Here is a 19,633-nt window from a genome sequence, read left to right on the forward strand (position 1 = left end):
TCTGCGCTGCCGCTCCGGTGTCTGACGGGGTGAGCGGCGAACTCGTCATGCTGCGGCCATGGTCGCCTTCCGCCACACCGTGCTCGTCGACGCCCTGCCCCGCCCCTGGTGCGCGGACGCCGTCGGTGTCCTCCTCGACCTGGCGGGGGCGAGCCGCGCCGAAGCCGGGCGGCTCCTGCTGCCGGACGGGAGCGCGGTACCCGGGACGCGGCTGGCCGAAGGGCGGCATCTGCGGCCCGGCGCCGTGTACACCACCGAGGACGACGCCGGAACGGTCCGCGTCCGTATCCGGGAGTGGAACCGGCACAGCCGCCTGCGGGCAGCGGTCGACGTACGGACCCCGGAGGGACACCTCGCCCTCCAGGTGGCGCTGCACGGCGCCGACCGGCTGCGGCTGCTGGAGCTGAGCGGCCGTGCGCAAGGCGCGGGCGGGCGGCCGGCGTCGACGGCGTTTTGGGGCTCGGCGGTCCTGCGGGGCGACGCCTGGTGGGCCGCGGCGGACCAGGGGCGCGCCGCCCGCACACCGCCCCTCCACGGCCGGCTGGACCACCGACTGTTCCGGGCCGGGATACAGGCGGTGCCGCGACCGGCCGACCTCGGCCGCTGGGAGGTCGGCGTCACCGTGACCGTACGCGGCCGGCATCTGCTGCGCCCGGTGGCGGCTGTGGTGCTGCGGGTGGCCCGGCGACGGCTGCACCGGTCCCTGGCACGGGAGCTGGGCGGTATGGCCGCGCGGTGGAACGCGGCCCTGCCGGGCCTGCTGCGGCACGACCGGGACGGCCTGCGGGCGGCGGTCCTCGCCGAACTCCGGCCGTAGCACTCACGGTTCACGCCGGGGCCGAGCCCGGCGAAGGGCCCCGGTCACCGCGGTCCGGAACAGGTGACGAGGCGTCGCATCGGCCGGGCGGGCGCCCACCTCACCGGCCTCACGTGCCCTTGCGCTCGTCCGCGTTGCGGCGCTGGGTGGTCTTCCGCGCCGGGCGGCGGATGATGTCGTCGTCCTGCGGCTCCCGGGGTACGTAGAAGAAGCCCTCGGCCGTGTCCGGGTCGTAGTGGACGACCGCGTCCTCCTCCTCCAGCATCGCCCTCCAGGACGCCAGCCGGTTGAGCCGGTCCTCGTCCAGCTCCATGCCGGCGCGACGCCGCCCCTCGACCCGTAGCATCGCGACCGGGTAGAGCTGCCGGTGCTCGGGCTTCACGGCCCAGGGGATCAGGTCGTCGTTGCGTGCGATCCGCCTGGTCAGGCCCTTGCGGTAGCGGAAGTTCCCCCACATCGAAGAGACGGTCTCTATGCCGTACTTCCTCTTGTACTCATCCATCATCTGCTGGTAGGTCCACCCCTGCTCGAACCAGCGGATGACTTCTCCCTCATCGACGATCTTGCGCTTCGCCATGCTGCCCTCTCCCTTCGTCAGGGGCGCCTCAAGCCCGTGCAATATTCACACGAACCTCATCCCGCCCACGAAGGCCCACGTGCACGCGGCTAGGCTCACGACCGCGTGAGAGGCATGCACAGGGAGCACCATGAAGATCCAGGTCGTCGCGTGCGACAACGACGAGCGAACCCCCGCCAGGACCTACGAGATCAGGGCGGACGACGGCCGTTCGGTGGAGAGGGACCTCTGCGGGAGCTGCGCGGCACCGCTGGAGGCCCTGCTGGGCCACGCCGGCGCGAGCGAGTCGGCGCCCGCGCGCGCCTCCGCGGGGGATCTGCCCCCTGCCGTGCCCGCCGCGCGGTTCGACGCGTCCACCCCGCGCAGGCCGGCCGCCGGTGCCCCGGCGCACGAGAAGCCGGCCGGGCGAACCACCCGCAGGCGCACGCGCATAACGACCCTCGAGGAGATCGAGGCGATGAAGAAGGCGGCCGCCGAGGAGGCCCGGCAACGGGCCGCCCGCGGGTCCGGCGCCTGAGCACTCTTCGCCCACCGCGGAGGAACCCAGGCCTGCCAGGGGCCGCCCCCTGACTCCCGGTCGGTCGGCTTCGACTCCGTCGGCATGTCCCCCTGCCCCCGGAGCCACCTCGTTCAGGCTTCGTCAGCCCTCGTCGAATCCTCGGTGGGTGATGCTGGCCGCCACGCCCGCCACCTTCACGTCCACCACGACGTCGCCCCTCGTCCATTTCGTCGTCTTGCCGTCGGGCGCGCCCAGGGTCGTCAGGGCGGCCACCGGCAGCCGCTCGCGGTCCTCCGGCTCCGGGTAGAAGACCACGAGGTAGAGCCGGCCACGGTCGTTGAAGCCGTACTGCGTGTCCATCACGATCCCGCAGAACGACTCCGGGCCACGGCCGGTGACCCACCACTCCCCGTTCTGCTGCGCGGCGCCGGGGAACCGCGCACGGAACTGCTGGACCGTCGCCCCCCAGGGCAGGCCGTTCCAGCCGTGCTCCACCGTGGCGGGGTTCGTGACCGTCGGTGGTGCCTCGGCCCTGTCGCGCCGACGCGCCGGGAGGAAGCGCGACAGGCCACGGCGCCTCTCACGGGGCCGTGGCGTCCCGGCGTCACCGGTCTCGGCCTCGCCGTTCTCGTCGTCGAACTCGACGTCTCCGAACCGGACGTCTCCGAGCTCGGCTTCGCACTCGACGTCAGTGATCATGGTGGTGACGGGCTGCGGCAGCCAGTCGTCGCTCGCGTCCGCTCCGGTGAACGCGTCCAGTACCTCGGTCGTCGCCGGCCGGGCGGCGGGGTCCTTGGCCAGGCAGGCCGCGACCAGTCCGCGCAGTTCGTTGTCGACGAGCGACAGGTCGGGCTCCTCCTGAACGATCCGGTACAGCACGGAGGCGGGGTGCCCGTCGCCGAACGGCGAGGCACCGGTGGCGGCGAACGCCAGCACGGATCCGAGGGAGAACACGTCGCTGGCGGGAGTGATCTCGGCGTCGCCGCGCGCCTGTTCGGGCGACATGAAGGCGGGAGTACCCGCGATGACGCCGGTCACCGTCTGCGAGGTGGCCTCCAGAGCCCGGGCGATACCGAAGTCGATGACCCGTGGCCCGTCCGCGGCGAGGATGACATTGCCCGGCTTCAGATCGCGATGCACCAGTGCGCACTTGTGGATGGCGTCCAGGCCCTCGGCCAGCCCCGCCGCCAGTACCCGCAGGGTCCTGGCCGGGAGCGCACCGTGCTCGGCGACCGCCCGCTGCAACGACGGTCCCGGCACGTAGGCGCTGACGAGCCAGGGGCGTTCCGTGTCCGGATCGGCGTCGACGATCTGCGCGGTGAAGAACCCGCCCACCCGCCTCGCCGCCTCCACCTCCCGGGCGAAGCTCCGCCGGAACGCCGGGTCGGCTCCGTACTCCGGACGGATCAGCTTCACGGCCACCGGCCGGCCGCCGGCGGAACGACCGAGGAAGACCTGCCCCATGCCACCGGCGCCCAGCCGGCCCACCAGCCTGAAAGCGCCCACCCGGTCCGGATCTCCTGGCTGCAGAGCCTCCATGGACTGTCCCTTCGTCTGCCGACGTCCCCCGTGGGAATGAATCCTTCCAGAGGAGAACGGGCCGTGGGTGGAATCGACGACAATCCCAACACCCCTACAGAGAGGGCGAGTTGTGCAGTCGGCCGGGCCCGCCACTCCGAGTCGGGCGGGTGGAGGGAGAACACCCGGACTCCCCGGGGCGCAGGCGATCGCGGTGACCGGCGTCGCCACGAGCCCGACCACGTGCGGGACCGCCCGAGTGCTGGCCTCCGAACCGGAGGGTGACCCGATCGAGTGATTGAGGCAGGTGGGCCCTTGTCACTCGGTTGGCCCCGTGCGTCACTGGAACATGTGAACCGGCGGGCTGCCCATCCCCGGCCTGGGGGAACCATCAGACAGGCAGCCGTTGCCGGTTTTCTCTTTGCCTCCGAGGCGGGCCGGATGCTGTGGGTGTGACCGCCGCCGTTCGTGGTGCTGACCGCATGGCGTCACTGTCCCCGTGACGCTCACGGTGGCCGGCCTGCTGGGGGCTGCTGGTTCCTCGTCATGTCCCTGAGAGCGAGCGAGGAGTACCGTCATGCCCATTTCTCCGAACCAGGGTTCCACCGGTGGTGGCACGCTGGTGACCATCACGGGTACGAACCTCTCCGACACCAGCCAGGTGCTGTTCGGCAACAAGCCGGCCACCGGGATCACTCAGGTCTCCCCGACCCAGGTCACCGCCGTCTCCCCGTCCGGCACGGGCAGCGTCGGGGTCACGGTGAAGACGCCGGGCGGGACCAGCAACCCGGTGCCGTTCTTCTACGTCGGCGCCCCGTTCAAGTCCGCCCTGGGCACCAGCTCCGGTCCGCTGGCCGGCGGCAACACCATCACCGTCAGCGGCACCGGCCTGTCCACGGCCACCAGCGTGTCGTTCGGAGGCGTCACCGCCACCCCGACCGTGAACTCCGACAGTTCGCTCAGCGTCGTCGTGCCGGCGGGTACGGCGGCCGGACCCGTGAGCGTGAGCGTCACGACCGCGGGCGGCACCAACAACGGCCTCTCCTACACCTACGTCGACAGCCCGACGGTCGCAACCGTCGCCCCGGCCTCGGGTCCGGCCTCGGGCGGGACGGCGGTGACGATCACCGGAACCAACCTGGACACCACGGACTCGGTCACCTTCGGCGGTACCCCGGCGCCGTTCTCGGTGATCAACGCCACCACGCTGTCGGCTGTCACCCCGCCCGGCACCGCGGGGGCGGTGGACGTGGTGGTGACCAACCCGGCGGGATCGGACACGGCGACCGGCGCCTTCACGTACGTCGCCGGCCCCGGCATCTGATCCGCCCCCACCTCGGCGGGGCGCCGCGCCGTCGGCCCTGGCACGGCGCTCCGTCACCTGCCCGCCCACGAGACCCGACCGGCCTCATGGGCCGGGCACGCCCGGCGAGGGCCGTCCCGAGGAGAGGGAGCTGCCATGTCCGTCGATCTGTTTCCGGGCGCGCGTGCCGTCGCTGCCGCGCTTCCCGCCGTTCCGATTGCTGTCATTCCGGTGGGCGACAGCCCGGCCGGTGTCGCGCTGGGCCGTTTCGGTCGTTTCGGGTACGTGACGAACTTCGGCTCGGACTCGGTCACCGCCCTGGATCCCGTGACCCGTACCGCCGTCGCCACCGTCCCTGTGGGTACGGGCCCGTGGGGCGTCGCCGTGGACCCGGCCGGGGCGGAGGCGTACGTGGGCAACTCCGGTTCCGGGACGGTCAGTGTGATCGCCACCGCCACGAACACCGTCACGGCGACGATCGGCGGCATCTCCTGGCCGGCCGGCATCCGGTTCTCCCTCGACGGCAGCCGCGCCTACGTGGTCGACCGGGACACCGGCCGCCTCGTCGTGCTCGACACCGCCACGCGCACCGCCGTGACGAGCGTGCCGGTGGGCAGCACCCCGTACGAGGTGGCCCTCTCCCCGGACGACCCGTACGCGTACGTCAGCGCTTCCGGCGACGGCACCGTCACGGTCGTCGACACCGGCTCGAACACGGCGGTGGCCACGATCGACGGCTTCACCCAGCCGCGCGGGCTGGCCGTCACCCCGGACGGCCAGCGCCTGTACGTCGCCGACCAGGGGGCGGGCACGGTGAGCGTGGTGGACACCACCACGTACGCCGTCGCCACCGTGATCGGTGGATTCGACGCCCCCGTCTCGCTGGCCATGGGTCCCCGCGGCGTCCTGGCCTTCGTCGCCGAGAGCGGCTCCGGCTCGCTCACCGCGATCAACCTGGCCACCGACGACCGTGCCGCCACGGTCACCGGGCTCGGCGCGCGGGGCGGACTCGCCGTCACCCGCGACAGCCGCCACGTCTACGTGGCCGACGCCGGCACCGACACGGTCGCCGTGCTGAGGATCCCGGTGCCCGTCTCCCCCGACCAGGGGCCCACCGGCGGCGGCAGTCCGGTCATCCTCTCCGGACGAGGCTTCCTCGGCGCCACCCGGGTCCTGTTCGGAGACCGCTCGGCCGCCTCCTTCCTCGTGGTGGACGACACCACCATCACCGCCGTCGCCCCCGCCGGCACCGGCGCCGTCCCGGTCACCGTCACCGCCGCCGGCGTCACCCGCACGCTCGGCAGCTTCTTCTACCTGGAGGCCCCGCGGATCCGGGCCGTATCGCCCGCCACGGGCCACACGGCCGGAGGCAACACCCTCACGATCACCGGCATCGGCCTGTACACCACGCAGGAAGTACGCCTGGGCACCACCAGCGTGTATCCGACCGTCGTCTCCGACGGCCGGCTGACCCTCACCGTGCCGCCCGCTCCCCCGCTCCTCCCGGCACGGTCACCAAAGTCCCCGTGGTGGTGACCACACTGGGCGGCATCGCCGACGACCGCTCCTACACCTACGCCGACCCGCCGACGACGACCGCACTGACGTCCTCAGCCGCACAGTCCGTCGTCGGTGAGCTGGTCACCTTCACCGCGGCCGTCGCGCCAGCCGTCCCCGGGACGGGCACCCCCACGGGCACGGTCTGGTTCGACTTCGGGGACGGAGCCGTCCCCGTCACCGCCGTGGTGACGGACGGGGTGGCGACGGCGACGCACACCTACCTCGACACGGGTGGCAGCCCGTACACGGTCACCGCCGCCTACAGCGGGGACACCGACTTCGCGCCCTCGTCCGACTCCGCCGAACAGACGGTGGCATCCGCGCCGACCTCGACGACCGTCCTCTCCAGCCCCGAGCCGTCGGATCCGGTCGACTCGGCGTCCGTCACGGCGCGGGTCATCGTGGCGACCGCCAGCACCGGGCGGCCCACCGGCTCGGTGACGATCGATTTCGGCGACGGCACACCGGCCGTCGCGCAGCCACTCTCGGACGGCGTGGTCACAGCCACCCACACCTATCCGGCGGTCGACAACACGTACACGCTCACCGCCGCCTACAGCGGGGACACGTCCTACGCTCCCTCCAGCGACGTCGGCACCCACCGGGTGAGGGCCGGCGTCGTGGCCACCACCACGACGGTGACCTCCGCCCCGGACCCGTCGACCGTCTGGCAGCCGGTGACCTTCACCGCCACCGTCACATCCGCCGACCCGGAAGCGGGCACCCCCACCGGAACCGTCAGCTTCGACTTCGGCGACGGCACCCCTCCCACGACCGCCACGCCGACAGCGGGCACCGCCACCGCCGACCACACCTACACCTCCGGCTCTGGCAGCCCGTTCCCGGTCGTCGCCCTCTACACCAGCGACAACGCCCAGTTGAGCTCTTCCGCCGGGCACGACGGCCAGACGGTGAACCCGGCCTCCACGACCACCTCGGTCAGCTCCTCGCCCGAGCCGTCCGTGGCCGGGCAGCCGGTCACCTTCACCGCGACCGTCACGCCGGACGCCGCGGCCGCCGAGGCGCCGACGGGCCCGGTCGTCTTCGGCTTCGGCGACGGTACGGCACCGGCCGCCGCCCCGGTCGTGGACGGCACAGCGGTGATCACTCACGTCTACGCCTCCGCCGGCGGCAGCCCCTACACGGTCACGGCCGCCTACGACGACGAGCCGGACTTCGCCGGGTCCACCGGCACGGACACGCAGACCGTGGTCCAGGCGTCGACGCGCGTCTCTCTGGCGTCCGTGCCGAACCCCACGGTGGTCGGCGAGACGGTCGCCTTCACCGCCACCGTCGTGCCCGTGGCCCCGGGAGCAGGCACGCCCACCGGCACGGTCACGCTCGACTTCGGCGACGGGACCGCCCCGGTGTCCCTGCCTCTCACCGAGGCGGTGGCCACGACCCACCACACCTTCACGAGCGCCGCGAACAGCCCGTACACGATCACCCTCGCCTACGACGGCGACGCGGACTTCGCCGGCTCCACCGGAACGGACACCCACAGTGTGCGCCGGGCGCTGACCACGGTCGCCGTGACCTCGGCGCCGGATCCCTCGGTGGTCGGCGAGACGGTCACCTTCACCGCCACCATCGCGCCCGTCGCCCCCGGGGAAGGCACGCCGACCGGCACCGTCACGTTCGACTTCGGCGACGCGACCACCCCCGCCACCGCCACTCTGGCAGGCGGCACCGCCACCGTGAGCCACTCCTACACCAGCCGGTCCGGCGTCCCCTACCCGGTCGTCGTCACGTACAGCGGGAACCTCGACTTCGTCTCCTCCGCAGGCGCCGCACCGCACACCGTGAACCGGGGGTCCACCACGACCTCGGTGACGGTGACGCCGGAACCGTCGGTCGTGGGCCAGCCGGTCACCCTCACCGCCACCGTCACGCCCGTCAGCCCCGGCGCGGGCACCCCCACCGGCACCGTCACCTTCAACTTCGGCGACGGCACCACCCCCGCCACCGCCACTCTGACCGGCGGCACCGCCACCCTCACCCGCCCCTACACGAGCCGGTCCGGCGGCCTCATCACGGTGACCGCCACCTACGGCGGTGACACGGACTTCGCCGGCTCCAGTGACAGCCGCTCGCACACTCTGAACCGGGCGTCGACCACGACTTCCGTGACATCGGCGCCGGACCCCTCGGTCGTGGGCCAGCCGGTCGCCTACACCGCCACCGTCGCGCCCGTCAGCCCCGGCGCGGGCACCCCCACCGGCACCGTCACCTTCAACTTCGGCGACGGCACCACGCCGGTCACCGCCACTCTGGCCGGCGGCACCGCCACCGTGAGCCACTCCCACACCACCAGGAGCGGCAGCCCCTACACGGTCACGGCCACCTACAACGAGAGCACCGCGTTCGCCGGTTCCAGCGGGACGGACACCCAGACCGTCGACCGGGCGCCGACCACGACCTCGGTGACGGCGACGCCGGAACCGTCGGTCGTGGGCCAGCCGGTCACCGTGACGGCCACCGTCGCGCCCGTCAGCCCCGGCGCGGGCACCCCCACCGGCACCGTCACCCTCGACTTCGGCGACGGCACCACCCCCGTCACCACATCCCTGACCAACGGCACCGCCACCGTCACCCGCCCCTACACGGTCAGGTCCGCCAGCCCCTACACACTCACCGCCACCTACAACGGGAGCCCCGACTTCACCGGCTCCAGCGGCACCGTCCCGCACACCGTCAACCGGGCGTCGACCACCACGACCACGGCCTCCGCGCCCGATCCGTCGGTGGTGGGCCAGCCGGTGACGTTCACCGCCACCGTCGCGCCCGTCGCCCCCGGGGCCGGCACCCCCACCGGCACCGTCGCCTTCAACTTCGGCGACGGCAGCAGCCTCGCCCCCGTTCCCCTGACCGCAGGCTCCGCCCGTGTCACCCGCCCCTACACGAGCCGGGGCAGCGGCCTCTACACGGTCACGGCCACCTACATCGGCAGCACCGAATTCACCGGCTCCAGCGGCACCGACCCGCACACCGTCAACCGGGCGCTGACGACCACCACCCTGGTCTCCTCGCCGGACCCGTCGCTGCCGAACCAGACCGTGACCCTCACGGCGACCGTCGCACCCGTCACGCCCGGAGCCGGGACCCCCACCGGCAGCGTCGCCTTCTCCATCGGCAACCGGTCGCCCGTCAGCTCCCCCCTCGTCAACGGCAGCGCCTCCCTCACCGTCAACGTCCCCCTGAGCATCGGCGTCCACCCCGTGACCGCCGCCTACGGGGGCAGCGCCGACTTCTCGGGCTCCACGGGCACGGACACGCACACCGTCATTCCCTGACCCTCCCGCGGTACGCGCCGAAGGGGCGCACACGACGCCGTGGCCGGCCCGGAGAGACCCGGGCCGGCCACCGGCTCGCCGTCCTGCCGACCGGCTACTTCTCGAGCACGGTCGTCCGCGTCAGCGGCAGGTGCAGCGTCTCCCGGAAGGAGAACAGCACCACCAGGGCCGACACGGCCGCCAGGCTCATCAGGTAGAAGCCGGGCGCGAGCGGGGTGCCCGCCAGGGAGACGAGGCCGGTCGCCACGAAGGGCGCGGTCCCGCCGAACAGGACGTACGCGGCGGTGTAGCCGATGGCGGACCCGCTCGCCCGCAACTGGCCCGGGAACATCTCCACCATCGCCGGCACATTGGACGTACCGATCACGGAGACCAGCACGGCGAGCACCATCGTGCCGGCGATCGCTCCCGGCAGTCCGGTGCCTATCAGCCAGAAGGCGGGCAGCGTGGCCACGGCGAAACCGCCGCACGCCACGAGCAGCATCGGCTTGCGTCCGAACCGGTCGCTCGCGGCCGCCATCAGCGGGCAGGCAGCGCTGTAGGCGAGCATCGCCAGCACACTCGTCAGCATGGCCTGCGACTTCGAGTAGCCGACCTCCTCCGACATGTACGCGATCATGTAGCTGCTCATCAGGTAGTACCCGACGGCGTTCGTGATGCTGTAGCCGAACAGAGTCAGCACCTGCCTGCGGCAGACCTTCCACGCCTCGCGCAGCGGCGCTTCCTGGACCGCCTCGCGCTTCTCCATCGCCCGGAAGACCGGGGTGTCGTCGATCCGGCTGCGCAGGTACAGGCCGATGAGGCCGAGCGGCCCGGCCAGCAGGAACGGCACCCGCCAGCCCCAGCTCTCCAGCGCCGTCTCGCTGAGCGACGACGTGATCGCCAGGCCGGTCAGCGCGCCGGCGACGGACGCCAGCCCGACGGTGAGCGGGACCACGCTCGCATAGCGGGCGCGCCGGCCCGCCGGGGCGTACTCCATGATGAACGCCGAGGCGCCCGTGTACTCGCCTCCCGTGGAGAAGCCCTGCACGGCACGGAGGAGGAAGAGCAGGACCGGCGCGGCGATGCCGAGTGTGGCGTAGCTCGGCAGCAGACCGATCAGGAGCGTCGAGCCGCTCATGCACAGCACGCTCAGTGCCAGCATCCGGTTGCGGCCGATGCGGTCGCCGTAGCGGCCGAAGAACGCGGCACCGACCGGCCTGGCGACGAAGCCGCCGGCGAACACGGCCCAGGTGGCCAGCAGGGCCGCGGTCTTGTCGTACTGCGGGAAGAACAGTCCGGCGATGGTGGCGGACATGATGGCGTACGCCCCGGAGTCGAACCACTCCACGAAGTTGCCGATGGCGGTCGCCGTGGCGACCTTGCGGCGCACCGCCGGCGCGTCGGGGGCCTCCTCGGCCGGGACGGCGGGCGACTGGGGGGTGCGGCTGTCGGTCGTCATGTCCGTGCGTCCTTCCGGGATGGCGTCACGGCCGCGGGGCCGGCGGGGCCGAGGTCTCGGGCGCGCAGCGCGGCCCGCTGGATCTTGCCGGTGGCCGACCTGGGCAGTGCGTCGACGAATTCGACCAGCCGCGGGTAGGCGAACCTGGAGTGCGTCTCACGGGCGAAGCGGGAGATGTCCCGGGCCAGGCCCTCGTCCGGCTCGTAGCCGGGGTTCAGCTCGATCCAGGCCTTGACCGCCTGGCCGCGCACCGGGTCCGGGACGCCCACGACACCGGCGTCGGCGACGGCGGGGTGGCCTCGCAGCACTGCCTCCACTTCGTACGGTCCGACACGGTAGCCGGACGTCTTGATGACGTCGTCGGTGCGGCCGAGGAACCAGAAGTACCCGTCCTCGTCCCTCACGGCCTGGTCCTTGGTGCGGTACCAGGTGCCGCCGAACGACTCCGCGGACGCCTCGGGGCGGTTCCAGTAGCCCAGCGGGAACTGGGGGTTGGAGCCCGCCCGCAGGCAGATCTCCCCGGGCTGCCCGACCGGGACCTCCCGGCCCTCGGCGTCCAGCAGCGCGACGTCCCAGCCGGGCAGCGGGCGGCCCATGGAGCCGGGCTTGACCGGCACGCCGGGGAAGTTGCCGAGCAGCGGGTACGACTCGGTGGACCCGTAGTAGTCCAGCGGCGTGACGCCGAACTCGGCCCTGAACCACTCGATGAGATCCGGGGTGAGCGGCTCGTTCGAGCAGCACACCACCCGCAGTGACTGGGGGTGACGGCTGCCCGCATCCGGGACATCCTGCATCATCTTACGCAGGAAGGTCGGGTTGACCAGGGCCGTGGTGACCTTGTTGCGGGACATGCTCGCCAGCAGCCCCGCCGGGTCGAAACCGCCGGCCGGCCGGTACACGAGGTGCACGGCGCCGGCCCGCAGCGGACCCATCAGCTTGGCCATCGACCAGGCCCAGTCCCCCGCGCCGTAGAACACGTCCCCGGGGCGCAGATCGTGGCAGTAGCGGAACTCGTTGTGCCCGAGCAGGGTGCGGTGGGCGTGCACGATGCCCTTGGCCGTCCCCGTCGTGCCCGACGTGTAGAAGATGAGCGCCGGGTCGTCCGCGGCGGTGTCGGCGGTCTCGTACACCGGGGGCAGCGCGCCGATCTCCGGGTCGTCGACGTTCACCACGACGCCGTCGAACCCGCCGGTGCGGTCGAGTGCCGCGGTCTCGGTGACCAGCACGGTGGTGCCGGAGTCGGCCAGCCGGTAGCGGATGGGGTCGTCGGCCCACAGCAGCGACATCGTCACCAGCACGGCGCCCGTGCGCAGCACGCCGAGGTAGGTGGCCGGGGTGTCGGGGCGCTGCGGCAGCAGGACCGCGACCCGGTCGCCCTTGCGCACGCCGAGTGCGTGGAGGTGGGCGGCGATCTGCCGCGAGCGGTCCTGGATCTGCTGCCAGCGGACCTCCTCCCGGTGGCCGGTGTGGTCCTCGAAGACGAGTGCGAGCCGGTCGCCGGGGTGGCGGTCGGCGACGTCCGCCGCCATGTTGTACCGGTCCGGGACCTGCCACTGGTGGTCCTCGACGAGGCGGCGGTAGGCGCGCTCGCCGTCGGAGGCCGCATCGGTGTGCGGCGTGACGCTGGTGGTCATGGAGGGTCCTCTCGTGCGAATGGGGGTGGGGAGGGGTGCGGCGGGCCCCCGTACTCGGGACGCGGAGCGACGCGCCGGCGGGCGGGGCGGGGGTGCGGGGCGTGCGGTACGGGGCCGGCGGGAGCGGTGGCCGGGTTCTGTGGGGGCGCCCGGCTCAGCGGCGGCGTCCCGCGAGGAAGCGGGCCATCTCCTGCTGGGGCTCGCCGGTGGCGTAGGCGGCGGTGTGCACCTTCTTGGCGGCCTCGATCGCCTCGTCCAGTCCGGCGTCGTCGAGTTCGCGCAGCCGGCCCTTGGTGAGGGCGACGGCACCCGGCGGGAGCGCGGCGAGGCGGGCCGCCTCGGCCAGCGCCTCGGCCTTGACCCGGTCCTCGTCGACGAGGCGGGACAGCAGTCCGAGCCGCTGGGCCTCCACCCCGTCGACGAGGCGTCCGGTGAGCGCGAACTCGGCGGTCTTCGCGCGGCCGAGGATGCCGCGCATGGCCCAGATGCCGGTGATGCTGGGAATGCCGGAAAGCACCTCCGGCTGTCCCATCCGGACGCCCGCGTGTCCGATGCGCAGGTCGGCGAGGAGCGCGAACTGGAAGCCGGAGCCGGCGGCGACACCGTTGACGGCGGCGACGACGGGCTTGTCCAGGGCGCGGACGGCACGGAAGAGACGGCCGAAGTCGTCGATCCACGCCTCGGCGGCCGCGTGGTCGTCGGGGTCGATGGCCGCGGTCTCCGCGAGGTCCTGACCGGCGCAGAAGGCGCGCCCGGCCCCGGTGAGCACGACTCCGCGGCAGGTGTCGTCGGCGGCGGCGCCCTCCAGGGCGGCGACCAGGAGGCCGCGCATCTCGCCGGTCCACGCGTTGAGCTTCTCGGGGCGGTTGAGCGTGACTTCGGCGACGTGGGCGTCGGCGGACAGGCCGTCCACCGGATGGCGGGTGACGACGACGGTGCTGTGTGCGGTCATGAGGACATGCCTTTCTGCGGCGTGCGGGGGCCACGGCGCGGGTGGCGGAAGGGGGGCGGTGACGGGACGGTGTCCGTGCGGGGACGTCCCGTGAGCAGTCATGCAAACAGGCACCGATGTGATCCGGCCAACACCAATGAGGACTGACGGTGATATCGGATCGATATGACCGCACGGTTAGGGTCGGGTCATGGAGCTACGTCATCTGCGCTACTTCGCCGTGCTCGCCGACGAGCTGCACTTCGGCCGGGCCGCGGAGCGGCTGCACATGGCCCAGCCCCCGCTGTCGCAGCGCATCCGCGACCTGGAGCGGGAGCTCGGAGTACGGCTGTTCGACCGCACCCGGCACCGGGTCCAGCTCACCGAGGCGGGAGCGCTGCTGCTGGAGCACGTGCGGCCGGTGCTCGCCGGCGTCGACACGGCGCGCGAGGCGATGCGCAGGATCCGGCCGGGCGAGGCGGGCGCGCTGCGCGTCGGCGTGCCCCCGGACACCGGCGCCCTGGCGCTGCGCACCCTGACCGCCGGTTTCGCCCGGCGGGCCCCCGATGTGCTCATCGATCTGCACGAACTCACCACGGACGAGCAGCTCGCCCGGCTGCGGGAGGGCGAGCTGGACGCCGGCGTCGTCCGTCATCCCGCGGACACGGTGGGGCTCGAATCGGGTCCGGTGGCCCGGCGTGAGCTGGGGGTGGTGCTGCGCGCGGACCACCCGGCCGCGGCCGGCGGGGGTGCGGTGCGGCTGCGGGACCTGGACGGGACCCCGCTGGTGATCTTCCCGCGGGCCATGGCCCCTCGCCTGTACGACCACATGCTGACCCTCTGCCGCGACGAGGGTTTCCTGCCCGGCTCCATCCGGCACGCACGCAACCCGAACTTCGTCCACGGGCTGGTGCTCGCGGGCCGGGGCATCCACCTCAACGAGGCGCCGGCCACTCCACTCACCGAGGGCCTCGTGTGGCGGCCGCTGGAGACCGGGGCCCTGGCGTGGCAGACCTCCGTGGTGTGGGTTCCGAGCCGTCACAACGAGGCGATCGCCGCGTTCACCGAGGCGGTCTCGGAGGGCCTCGCCGAGGCCGGGCACCTCGTCGCCGAGGCGGGCACGGCCGAGTGAACGCAGCGGCCGGTGGGCCCGCCCGGGGCAGCGGGTCCTGCGGCTATTCCTCGCGGAGCGGCCGGATGACGCGGCCGGTCACCTCGTGCGGGCGGACCCTGACCCACAGGTCGCGCCTGCCCCCGGCCCACGGCTTCGACCCGTGCCGCCGTGCGAGGGCTTCGAGCGCCTCGGGATCGGCGGGGTGTTCGGCGGTGCCCCTCAGCAGAACGCTCCATCCCAGACCGGTCGCCTCGTCGAGGTGATCGGTCTCGAAGGCGACCGGGGCTCCGGCGCGGACCGCGGCCACGCCGGACGGGTCGGTGCGGTAGACGACGCTCCGCCCGTCCACCAGGAAGTTGACCGGCACCACCACGGGAGCCTCACCGGCCGTGCCGGACGGTGAGGAGAGACGGCCGATGCCGTGCGTGCCCAGGCGCTGCCAGCACTCCTGCTCGGACAGCCGCATCAGAACGGGATGTGCCGCCGGCCCGCCCCGGCCCGGCGGCGTGTCGCGGCGGCCCCTCGTCAGCTCCTCGTACGACATGTCCAGCACGGCGGCGAGCCGCCTGAGCGCCCCCGGGTCGAAGCCGGTCGCCAGCTCCTCGACCTGGCGCAGATAGGCCGTCGACATCCCGGCCCGCGTTGCCAGTTCCTCGCGGGACATGCCCATCAGCTCCCGCCGCGACGCGAGGCGGCCGGCAACGCTGTCGTCCCCGGAGGAGGGGCCTTTGGCGGCCCCGGACCGGTCCCGATCGCCTCGCACGGCGGTTCACCCCACTTCGTCCGGCTCCCTTTCAGGGGAGCAGACGGTCCGCCGATCCGCCAGCGCAGAGGCGCCTGCCGGGACGGGAGCCGCGAGGCCCGCCCCGCCCGGCGTCGGCGCGCTCACGCCTCGTCCTCGCGGCGGTCCGGGTCACCGGACCCTGGGCCGTGCCGCGAGGACGAGGAGGTTCACCGGGTGCGAACCGGGGTCAGAACTGCAGGGCCCAGGCGTCGATCCGCCCGGTGTCGTACGTCGCGTTGTCGGAGACGCGCAGCTTCCACGTACCGTTCGCGGTCTCCGAGGAGGCGTTCACGGTGTACGTGGTGTCGATGTTGTCCGCGCTGCCGCCGGTCCCGTACGACTTCAGCGTGTAAGCCGAGCCGTCGGGGGCGATCAACTGGACCTGGAGGTCACCGATGTAGCTGTGGACGATGTGCACCTCGACGGCCAGGGACGAGGGCGCGTTGCCCGCGACGCCGGAGACGGTCACCGGGGACTCGACGGTGGCCCTGTCGTTGATGGTGTAGTCGCTCGTGTTCTCGAAGCGGGCGCCGGGCGGGGTCGTCGTGCCGCCGCCGACGTACAGCAGCCGGTTGGGCGAGCCGGTGCCCGGGTTCGAGACGACGCCGCTGGTCGCGGCGGTGGTCAGCGCGGACGAGACCTGGGCGGGAGTGGCCGTGGGGTTGTCGGCCAGGTACAGCGCGGCGGCGCCGGCGACGTGCGGGCTCGCCATGGACGTGCCGGAGATGGTGTTCGTGGCCGAGTCGCCGGTGTTCCACGCCGAGGTGATGGAGGAGCCGGGCGCGAACAGGTCCAGGACGGAACCGTAGTTGGAGTAGCTCGCGCGGGCGTCGCTCGACGTCGTGGCGCCGACCGTGATCGCCTCGGTCACCCGGGCGGGGGACTTGGTGGAGGCGTCGGTCGACTCGTTGCCGGCCGCGACGGCGAAGGTGACGCCGGAGGCGATGGCGTTGCGGACGGCCGTGTCGAGGACGGAGTCGGCGCCGCCGCCGAGCGACATGTTGGCGACGGCCGGCTTCACCGCGTTGCGGGCGACCCAGTCGATGCCGGCGACGACCTGGGCGGTGGTCCCGGAGCCGGAGTTGTTGAGCACCCGGACGCCGACGATCTTCGCCTTCTTCGCCACGCCGTGCGCGGTCCCGGCGACCGTGCCGGCGACGTGGGTGCCGTGGCCGTGGCCGTCCTGGGCGGTGTTGTCGTTGTCGATGGCGTCGTAGCCGTAGGAGGCACGGCCGCCGAAGTCGCTGTGGGTGATGCGGACGCCGGTGTCGATGACGTACGCCGTCACCCCCTGGCCCGCGGAGTCCGGGTAGGTGTACGAGCTGTTCAGCGGCAGGTTCTTCTGGTCGATGCGGTCCAGGCCCCAGGAGGGCGGGCTGGGCTGGGTCGCGGTGATGTGGAAGGTGCGGTTCTGCACGACGGAGGCGACGGCCGGGTCGGCTGCGAGACGCTTCGCCTCGGTCTCGGAGGCCTCGATCGCGTAGCCGTTGAGGGCCTTGGTGTACGTGCGCTCGATGTCGGCGCCGTAACGTTCGGCGAGGGCGCGGCCCTTGGCGGTGCCGGCCTTCGCCTCGTCCGCCTTGAGGGTCACGATGTAGCTGCCGGGGACGGCGTTCGCCGCGTCCTCGTACTGGATGCGGCCTTCGGCGGCCGAGGCGGGCAGGGCGGAGACGAGACTCGCGGCGAGTACCGCGGAGGCCGCCGCGCCGATGGCGGCCAGTCTTCGCCGGGTGGTGCCGTGGGGGTGGTGACGCAGCGCTGCCATGTGAGGGGTCCTCCTCAGTCGGTGGTGCGTGGTGGGGGTCGTGCACGCCGAGCAGACCGCCCATAGACATGGTCATGTCAACCTTGGGCGGCATTGGTGCGTCAGCCGAAAGATTGAGGCCTCCAGAGGAATTGCACAAGGGTCCTGCACGCCTGCGCAGGACCCTTGTCCGTATGAGCGCGTTCGTTTTCGGCCTCGGTCGGCCGAAGCCGGTGGCCGGGTGCGCTTCTTCCCGGCCTCGATCTCCGCGGGTATCCGGCCGAGGTGGCCGAGAACCGCCGCCCGCCGTTCGGCGGCCAGGTGGGTCAGGACCGGATGAGGGGCGTGTCCACCAAGTGCTCGGCCAGGAACCAGGACTGGAGCTCGCCGGTCCTGATCACTTGCGAGACGAAGAGGTCGTTGGTGCCGTCGTCGCCCAGGGCGGCGGTACGTGCGGCGGCGTCGTGGGCGTCGACGAGAATGGCCTCGTGCGCTTCCAGCAGCCGCGACAGCATCGCGGGGACCTCCTCCACACCGTCCGGGGGCCGCGGGACGGACGTGATCTCCGCGACGTGCCGGGGGTCTCCCACCGCGACTCCGCCGAGTGACTGGACGCGTTCGGCGAGGGTGTCGACCAGTTCCAACTGCTCGCCCGCGTGCTTGTCCAGCACCAGGTGAAGCTGGTAGAAGGTCGCGCCGCGCATCAGCCAGTGGTGCTTCTTGTAGAGGCCGTACAGGATCTGGGTGTCCGCCAGGACCTTGTTCAGGCGCTGGCACGAGTACATCCGGGCCTCGTACGAGAGGCCGAGCGGGAACTGCTTGACGGTCCCGAAGTCCTGGATCACCTCGCCCTTCTGATGCAGCCACGGCTGGCTGCCGCTCACGTGGTGGGAGCTGGTGGTCATGATCCGCCTCCTGCGGTGCCGTGCTGTGCGTACCCCGGCGACGCTAGGCGGCACCGCGCCGGCCGCTTGCCCGGCAGCGCATGCGCCGGTGCCCCTCCGTGCACGGCACGGCTCCGGGAGCACCCGTTCGCTGTCGTGCAAGCATCCGTGCACCGGCGGACTCCCGCGGCCCTCCCGGACTCCTAGCCTCTGCGGGCAACCGCGCCCGGCAGACGGGCCGAAGAGGAACGGCAGTGAGCATGAACAACCGCACGTACCCCGCCCTCCACCGGACGGTCGGGACAGCCCAGGGAGCCCCCCGCTGAACCGCACGAGAACCCGCCGGCCGGTCCCCTCCGAACGCCGGCGGCACACGATGACCGGGCGCGACCCCGGGCAGGCCCACCGGTCCGCCACCCCGCTGGAACTCTTCGTCGACCTGTGCTTCGTCGTCGCCGTGGCCCAGGCGTCGGAGAGTCTGCACGAGGCACTCGCCCACGGGCACCACGCCTCGGGCGTCCTGCGCTTCGCGCTGGTCTTCTTCACCGTCTGGTGGGCCTGGATGAACTTCACCTGGTTCGCCTCCGCCTACGACCCGGACGACACTCCCTACCGGCTGACGGTACTGGTGCAGATCACGGGCTCCCTCGTCCTCGCCGCCGGCGTCGGCCGCGCCTTCGACCACGGGGACCTGCTCGTCATCACCCTCGGGTACGTGGTGCTGCGCACGGCACTGGCGGCGCTGTGGCTCCGGGCGGGGCTCGCCGACCCCGCCCGGCGCAGGACCACGGTCCGGTTCGCGGCGGGGGTGACGGTCTGCCAGCTCGGCTGGGTCGGACTGCTGTTCCTTCCGGCGCAGGCGCGGCTGCCCGGGATCGCCGTGATGATCCTCGCGGAGGTCACGGTCCCGGTGTGGGCGCAGTCCGCGGGGATGACCCCCTGGCATCCGCGCCACATCGCCGAGCGCTACGAGCTGTTCACCCTGATCGTGCTCGGCGAGTCCGTCGCGGCCGCCACGGTGGCCGTCCGGGGAGCGTTCGACCGGCATCAGGGCACCGGCGCCCTGTACGCGCTGGCCGGCGGTGGCCTGCTGATGGCCTTCGGCATGTGGTGGCTGTACTTCGCCCGGCCCGCGCACACGCTGCTCGCCACCACGCACCGGGCGCACGGCAGGCGTTTCACCTGGGCCTACGGCCACTACCTGGTCTTCGCCTCGGCCACGGCCGAGGGAGCGGGCCTGGCCGCCTACGCCGATCACCTCACGCGCCCCACCGGCACGTCGCCCGTGGGTGCCGCGATGGCGGTCACCGTCCCCGCCGCCGTCTTCGTGACCACGGTGTGGGCGGTGCACCTGCGGCCGCACCAGAGACGGACCGCCGAGTGCGTCCCGTTCGCCGCCGCCGTCGCCGGGATACTGCTCGCGGCATGGTCCCCGGCGCCCGCGCTCGTCGCCGGGGTGTCGCTGAGCGGGCTGGTCGCGGTGGTCACCGTGCGGCAGAGGACGTGAGACGACCACGCGCGAAGGCCGCGCGGC

15 protein-coding genes are annotated in these 19,633 nt (G+C 72.7%); 7 read left to right on the forward strand and 8 right to left on the reverse strand.

The annotated features are described in order from the left end of the window. Positions 1–58 precede the first annotated feature (58 nt). Positions 59–817, forward strand: coding sequence for a hypothetical protein (locus ACH499_RS06145; RefSeq protein WP_399014057.1), 759 nt, complete (start codon positions 59–61; stop codon positions 815–817). A gap of 109 nt (positions 818–926) precedes the next feature. On the opposite strand, the gene ACH499_RS06150 is transcribed toward ACH499_RS06145, so the two are convergent. Then, on the reverse strand, positions 927–1,394 hold the full coding sequence (locus ACH499_RS06150; RefSeq protein ID WP_399014058.1) for a hypothetical protein: 468 nt from the start codon (positions 1,392–1,394) through the stop codon (positions 927–929). 130 nt (positions 1,395–1,524) lie between these two features. On the opposite strand from ACH499_RS06150, the gene ACH499_RS06155 reads away from it, so the two are divergent. Next, positions 1,525–1,911 (forward strand): hypothetical protein, encoded by a 387-nt coding sequence (locus ACH499_RS06155; RefSeq protein ID WP_399014059.1) that lies wholly within the window; start codon positions 1,525–1,527, stop codon positions 1,909–1,911. 123 nt (positions 1,912–2,034) lie between these two features. Here the strand turns inward: ACH499_RS06155 and ACH499_RS06160 are convergent, their stop codons facing one another. Continuing rightward, complete coding sequence (locus ACH499_RS06160; protein WP_399014060.1) at positions 2,035–3,399, reverse strand: serine/threonine-protein kinase; 1,365 nt, start codon at positions 3,397–3,399, stop codon at positions 2,035–2,037. Between the two features lie 589 nt (positions 3,400–3,988). On the opposite strand from ACH499_RS06160, the gene ACH499_RS06165 reads away from it, so the two are divergent. From ACH499_RS06165 to ACH499_RS06175, 3 genes are all read left to right on the forward strand, one after another. Beyond that, positions 3,989–4,735, forward strand: a complete 747-nt coding sequence (locus tag ACH499_RS06165) for an IPT/TIG domain-containing protein (protein ID WP_399014061.1) — start codon at positions 3,989–3,991, stop codon at positions 4,733–4,735. A 135-nt stretch (positions 4,736–4,870) separates the two neighbouring features. Beyond that, positions 4,871–6,250, forward strand: a complete 1,380-nt coding sequence (locus ACH499_RS06170) for an IPT/TIG domain-containing protein (protein ID WP_399014062.1) — start codon at positions 4,871–4,873, stop codon at positions 6,248–6,250. Further along, positions 6,244–9,567 (forward strand): beta strand repeat-containing protein, encoded by a 3,324-nt coding sequence (locus tag ACH499_RS06175; protein ID WP_399014063.1) that lies wholly within the window; start codon positions 6,244–6,246, stop codon positions 9,565–9,567. The genes ACH499_RS06170 and ACH499_RS06175 overlap by 7 nt, the downstream gene beginning before the upstream one ends. Before the next feature lie 94 nt (positions 9,568–9,661). On the opposite strand, the gene ACH499_RS06180 is transcribed toward ACH499_RS06175, so the two are convergent. The 3 genes from ACH499_RS06180 to ACH499_RS06190 all read right to left on the reverse strand — a co-directional run bounded on the left by ACH499_RS06180 (position 9,662) and on the right by ACH499_RS06190 (position 13,594). Next, entirely contained in the window at positions 9,662–11,008 is a 1,347-nt protein-coding gene (locus tag ACH499_RS06180) for an MFS transporter (protein WP_356204793.1), read from the reverse strand. Next, entirely contained in the window at positions 11,005–12,642 is a 1,638-nt protein-coding gene (locus ACH499_RS06185) for an AMP-binding protein (protein ID WP_356204794.1), read from the reverse strand. The genes ACH499_RS06180 and ACH499_RS06185 overlap by 4 nt, the downstream gene beginning before the upstream one ends. A 154-nt stretch (positions 12,643–12,796) precedes the next feature. Continuing rightward, positions 12,797–13,594 (reverse strand): enoyl-CoA hydratase/isomerase family protein, encoded by a 798-nt coding sequence (locus ACH499_RS06190; RefSeq protein WP_399014065.1) that lies wholly within the window; start codon positions 13,592–13,594, stop codon positions 12,797–12,799. A gap of 190 nt (positions 13,595–13,784) precedes the next feature. Between ACH499_RS06190 and ACH499_RS06195 the strand changes: the two genes are divergently transcribed. After that, a complete protein-coding gene (locus ACH499_RS06195; protein WP_399014066.1) occupies positions 13,785–14,705 on the forward strand; it encodes a LysR family transcriptional regulator in 921 nt (306 codons plus the stop codon). Positions 14,706–14,748: 43 nt separating this feature from the next. On the opposite strand, the gene ACH499_RS06200 is transcribed toward ACH499_RS06195, so the two are convergent. The 3 genes from ACH499_RS06200 to ACH499_RS06210 all read right to left on the reverse strand — a co-directional run bounded on the left by ACH499_RS06200 (position 14,749) and on the right by ACH499_RS06210 (position 18,120). Then, the gene (locus ACH499_RS06200; protein ID WP_356204799.1) at positions 14,749–15,450 is read right to left on the reverse strand and encodes a pyridoxamine 5'-phosphate oxidase family protein; all 702 of its coding nucleotides are present in this window, start codon (positions 15,448–15,450) and stop codon (positions 14,749–14,751) included. Between the two features lie 208 nt (positions 15,451–15,658). After that, on the reverse strand, positions 15,659–17,236 hold the full coding sequence (locus tag ACH499_RS06205; protein WP_356204801.1) for a S8 family serine peptidase: 1,578 nt from the start codon (positions 17,234–17,236) through the stop codon (positions 15,659–15,661). 305 nt (positions 17,237–17,541) lie between these two features. After that, positions 17,542–18,120 (reverse strand): Dps family protein, encoded by a 579-nt coding sequence (locus ACH499_RS06210; protein ID WP_399014069.1) that lies wholly within the window; start codon positions 18,118–18,120, stop codon positions 17,542–17,544. Between the two features lie 355 nt (positions 18,121–18,475). Between ACH499_RS06210 and ACH499_RS06215 the strand changes: the two genes are divergently transcribed. Further along, positions 18,476–19,606 carry a low temperature requirement protein A gene (locus tag ACH499_RS06215; protein WP_356204805.1) on the forward strand — a complete coding sequence of 377 codons (1,131 nt, stop codon included), beginning with the start codon at positions 18,476–18,478 and terminating at the stop codon, positions 19,604–19,606. Positions 19,607–19,633 lie beyond the last annotated feature (27 nt).

It is taken from the genome of Streptomyces sp. NPDC018947, assembly GCF_044390505.1.
Classification (GTDB): Bacteria; Actinomycetota; Actinomycetes; order Streptomycetales; family Streptomycetaceae; genus Streptomyces.

Bases quoted from the DNA above. Each gene is read 5' to 3' on its own strand.
- ACH499_RS06195 (WP_399014066.1), top strand. From the start codon at position 13,785: ATGGAGCTACGTCATCTGCGCTACTTCGCCGTGCTCGCCGACGAGCTG.
- ACH499_RS06210 (WP_399014069.1), bottom strand. From the start codon at position 18,120: ATGACCACCAGCTCCCACCACGTGAGCGGCAGCCAGCCGTGGCTGCAT.
- ACH499_RS06215 (WP_356204805.1), top strand. From the start codon at position 18,476: ATGACCGGGCGCGACCCCGGGCAGGCCCACCGGTCCGCCACCCCGCTG.
- ACH499_RS06170 (WP_399014062.1), top strand. From the start codon at position 4,871: ATGTCCGTCGATCTGTTTCCGGGCGCGCGTGCCGTCGCTGCCGCGCTT.
- ACH499_RS06180 (WP_356204793.1), bottom strand. From the start codon at position 11,008: ATGACGACCGACAGCCGCACCCCCCAGTCGCCCGCCGTCCCGGCCGAG.
- ACH499_RS06205 (WP_356204801.1), bottom strand. From the start codon at position 17,236: ATGGCAGCGCTGCGTCACCACCCCCACGGCACCACCCGGCGAAGACTG.
- ACH499_RS06165 (WP_399014061.1), top strand. From the start codon at position 3,989: ATGCCCATTTCTCCGAACCAGGGTTCCACCGGTGGTGGCACGCTGGTG.
- ACH499_RS06190 (WP_399014065.1), bottom strand. From the start codon at position 13,594: ATGACCGCACACAGCACCGTCGTCGTCACCCGCCATCCGGTGGACGGC.
- ACH499_RS06150 (WP_399014058.1), bottom strand. From the start codon at position 1,394: ATGGCGAAGCGCAAGATCGTCGATGAGGGAGAAGTCATCCGCTGGTTC.
- ACH499_RS06145 (WP_399014057.1), top strand. From the start codon at position 59: ATGGTCGCCTTCCGCCACACCGTGCTCGTCGACGCCCTGCCCCGCCCC.
- ACH499_RS06155 (WP_399014059.1), top strand. From the start codon at position 1,525: ATGAAGATCCAGGTCGTCGCGTGCGACAACGACGAGCGAACCCCCGCC.
- ACH499_RS06185 (WP_356204794.1), bottom strand. From the start codon at position 12,642: ATGACCACCAGCGTCACGCCGCACACCGATGCGGCCTCCGACGGCGAG.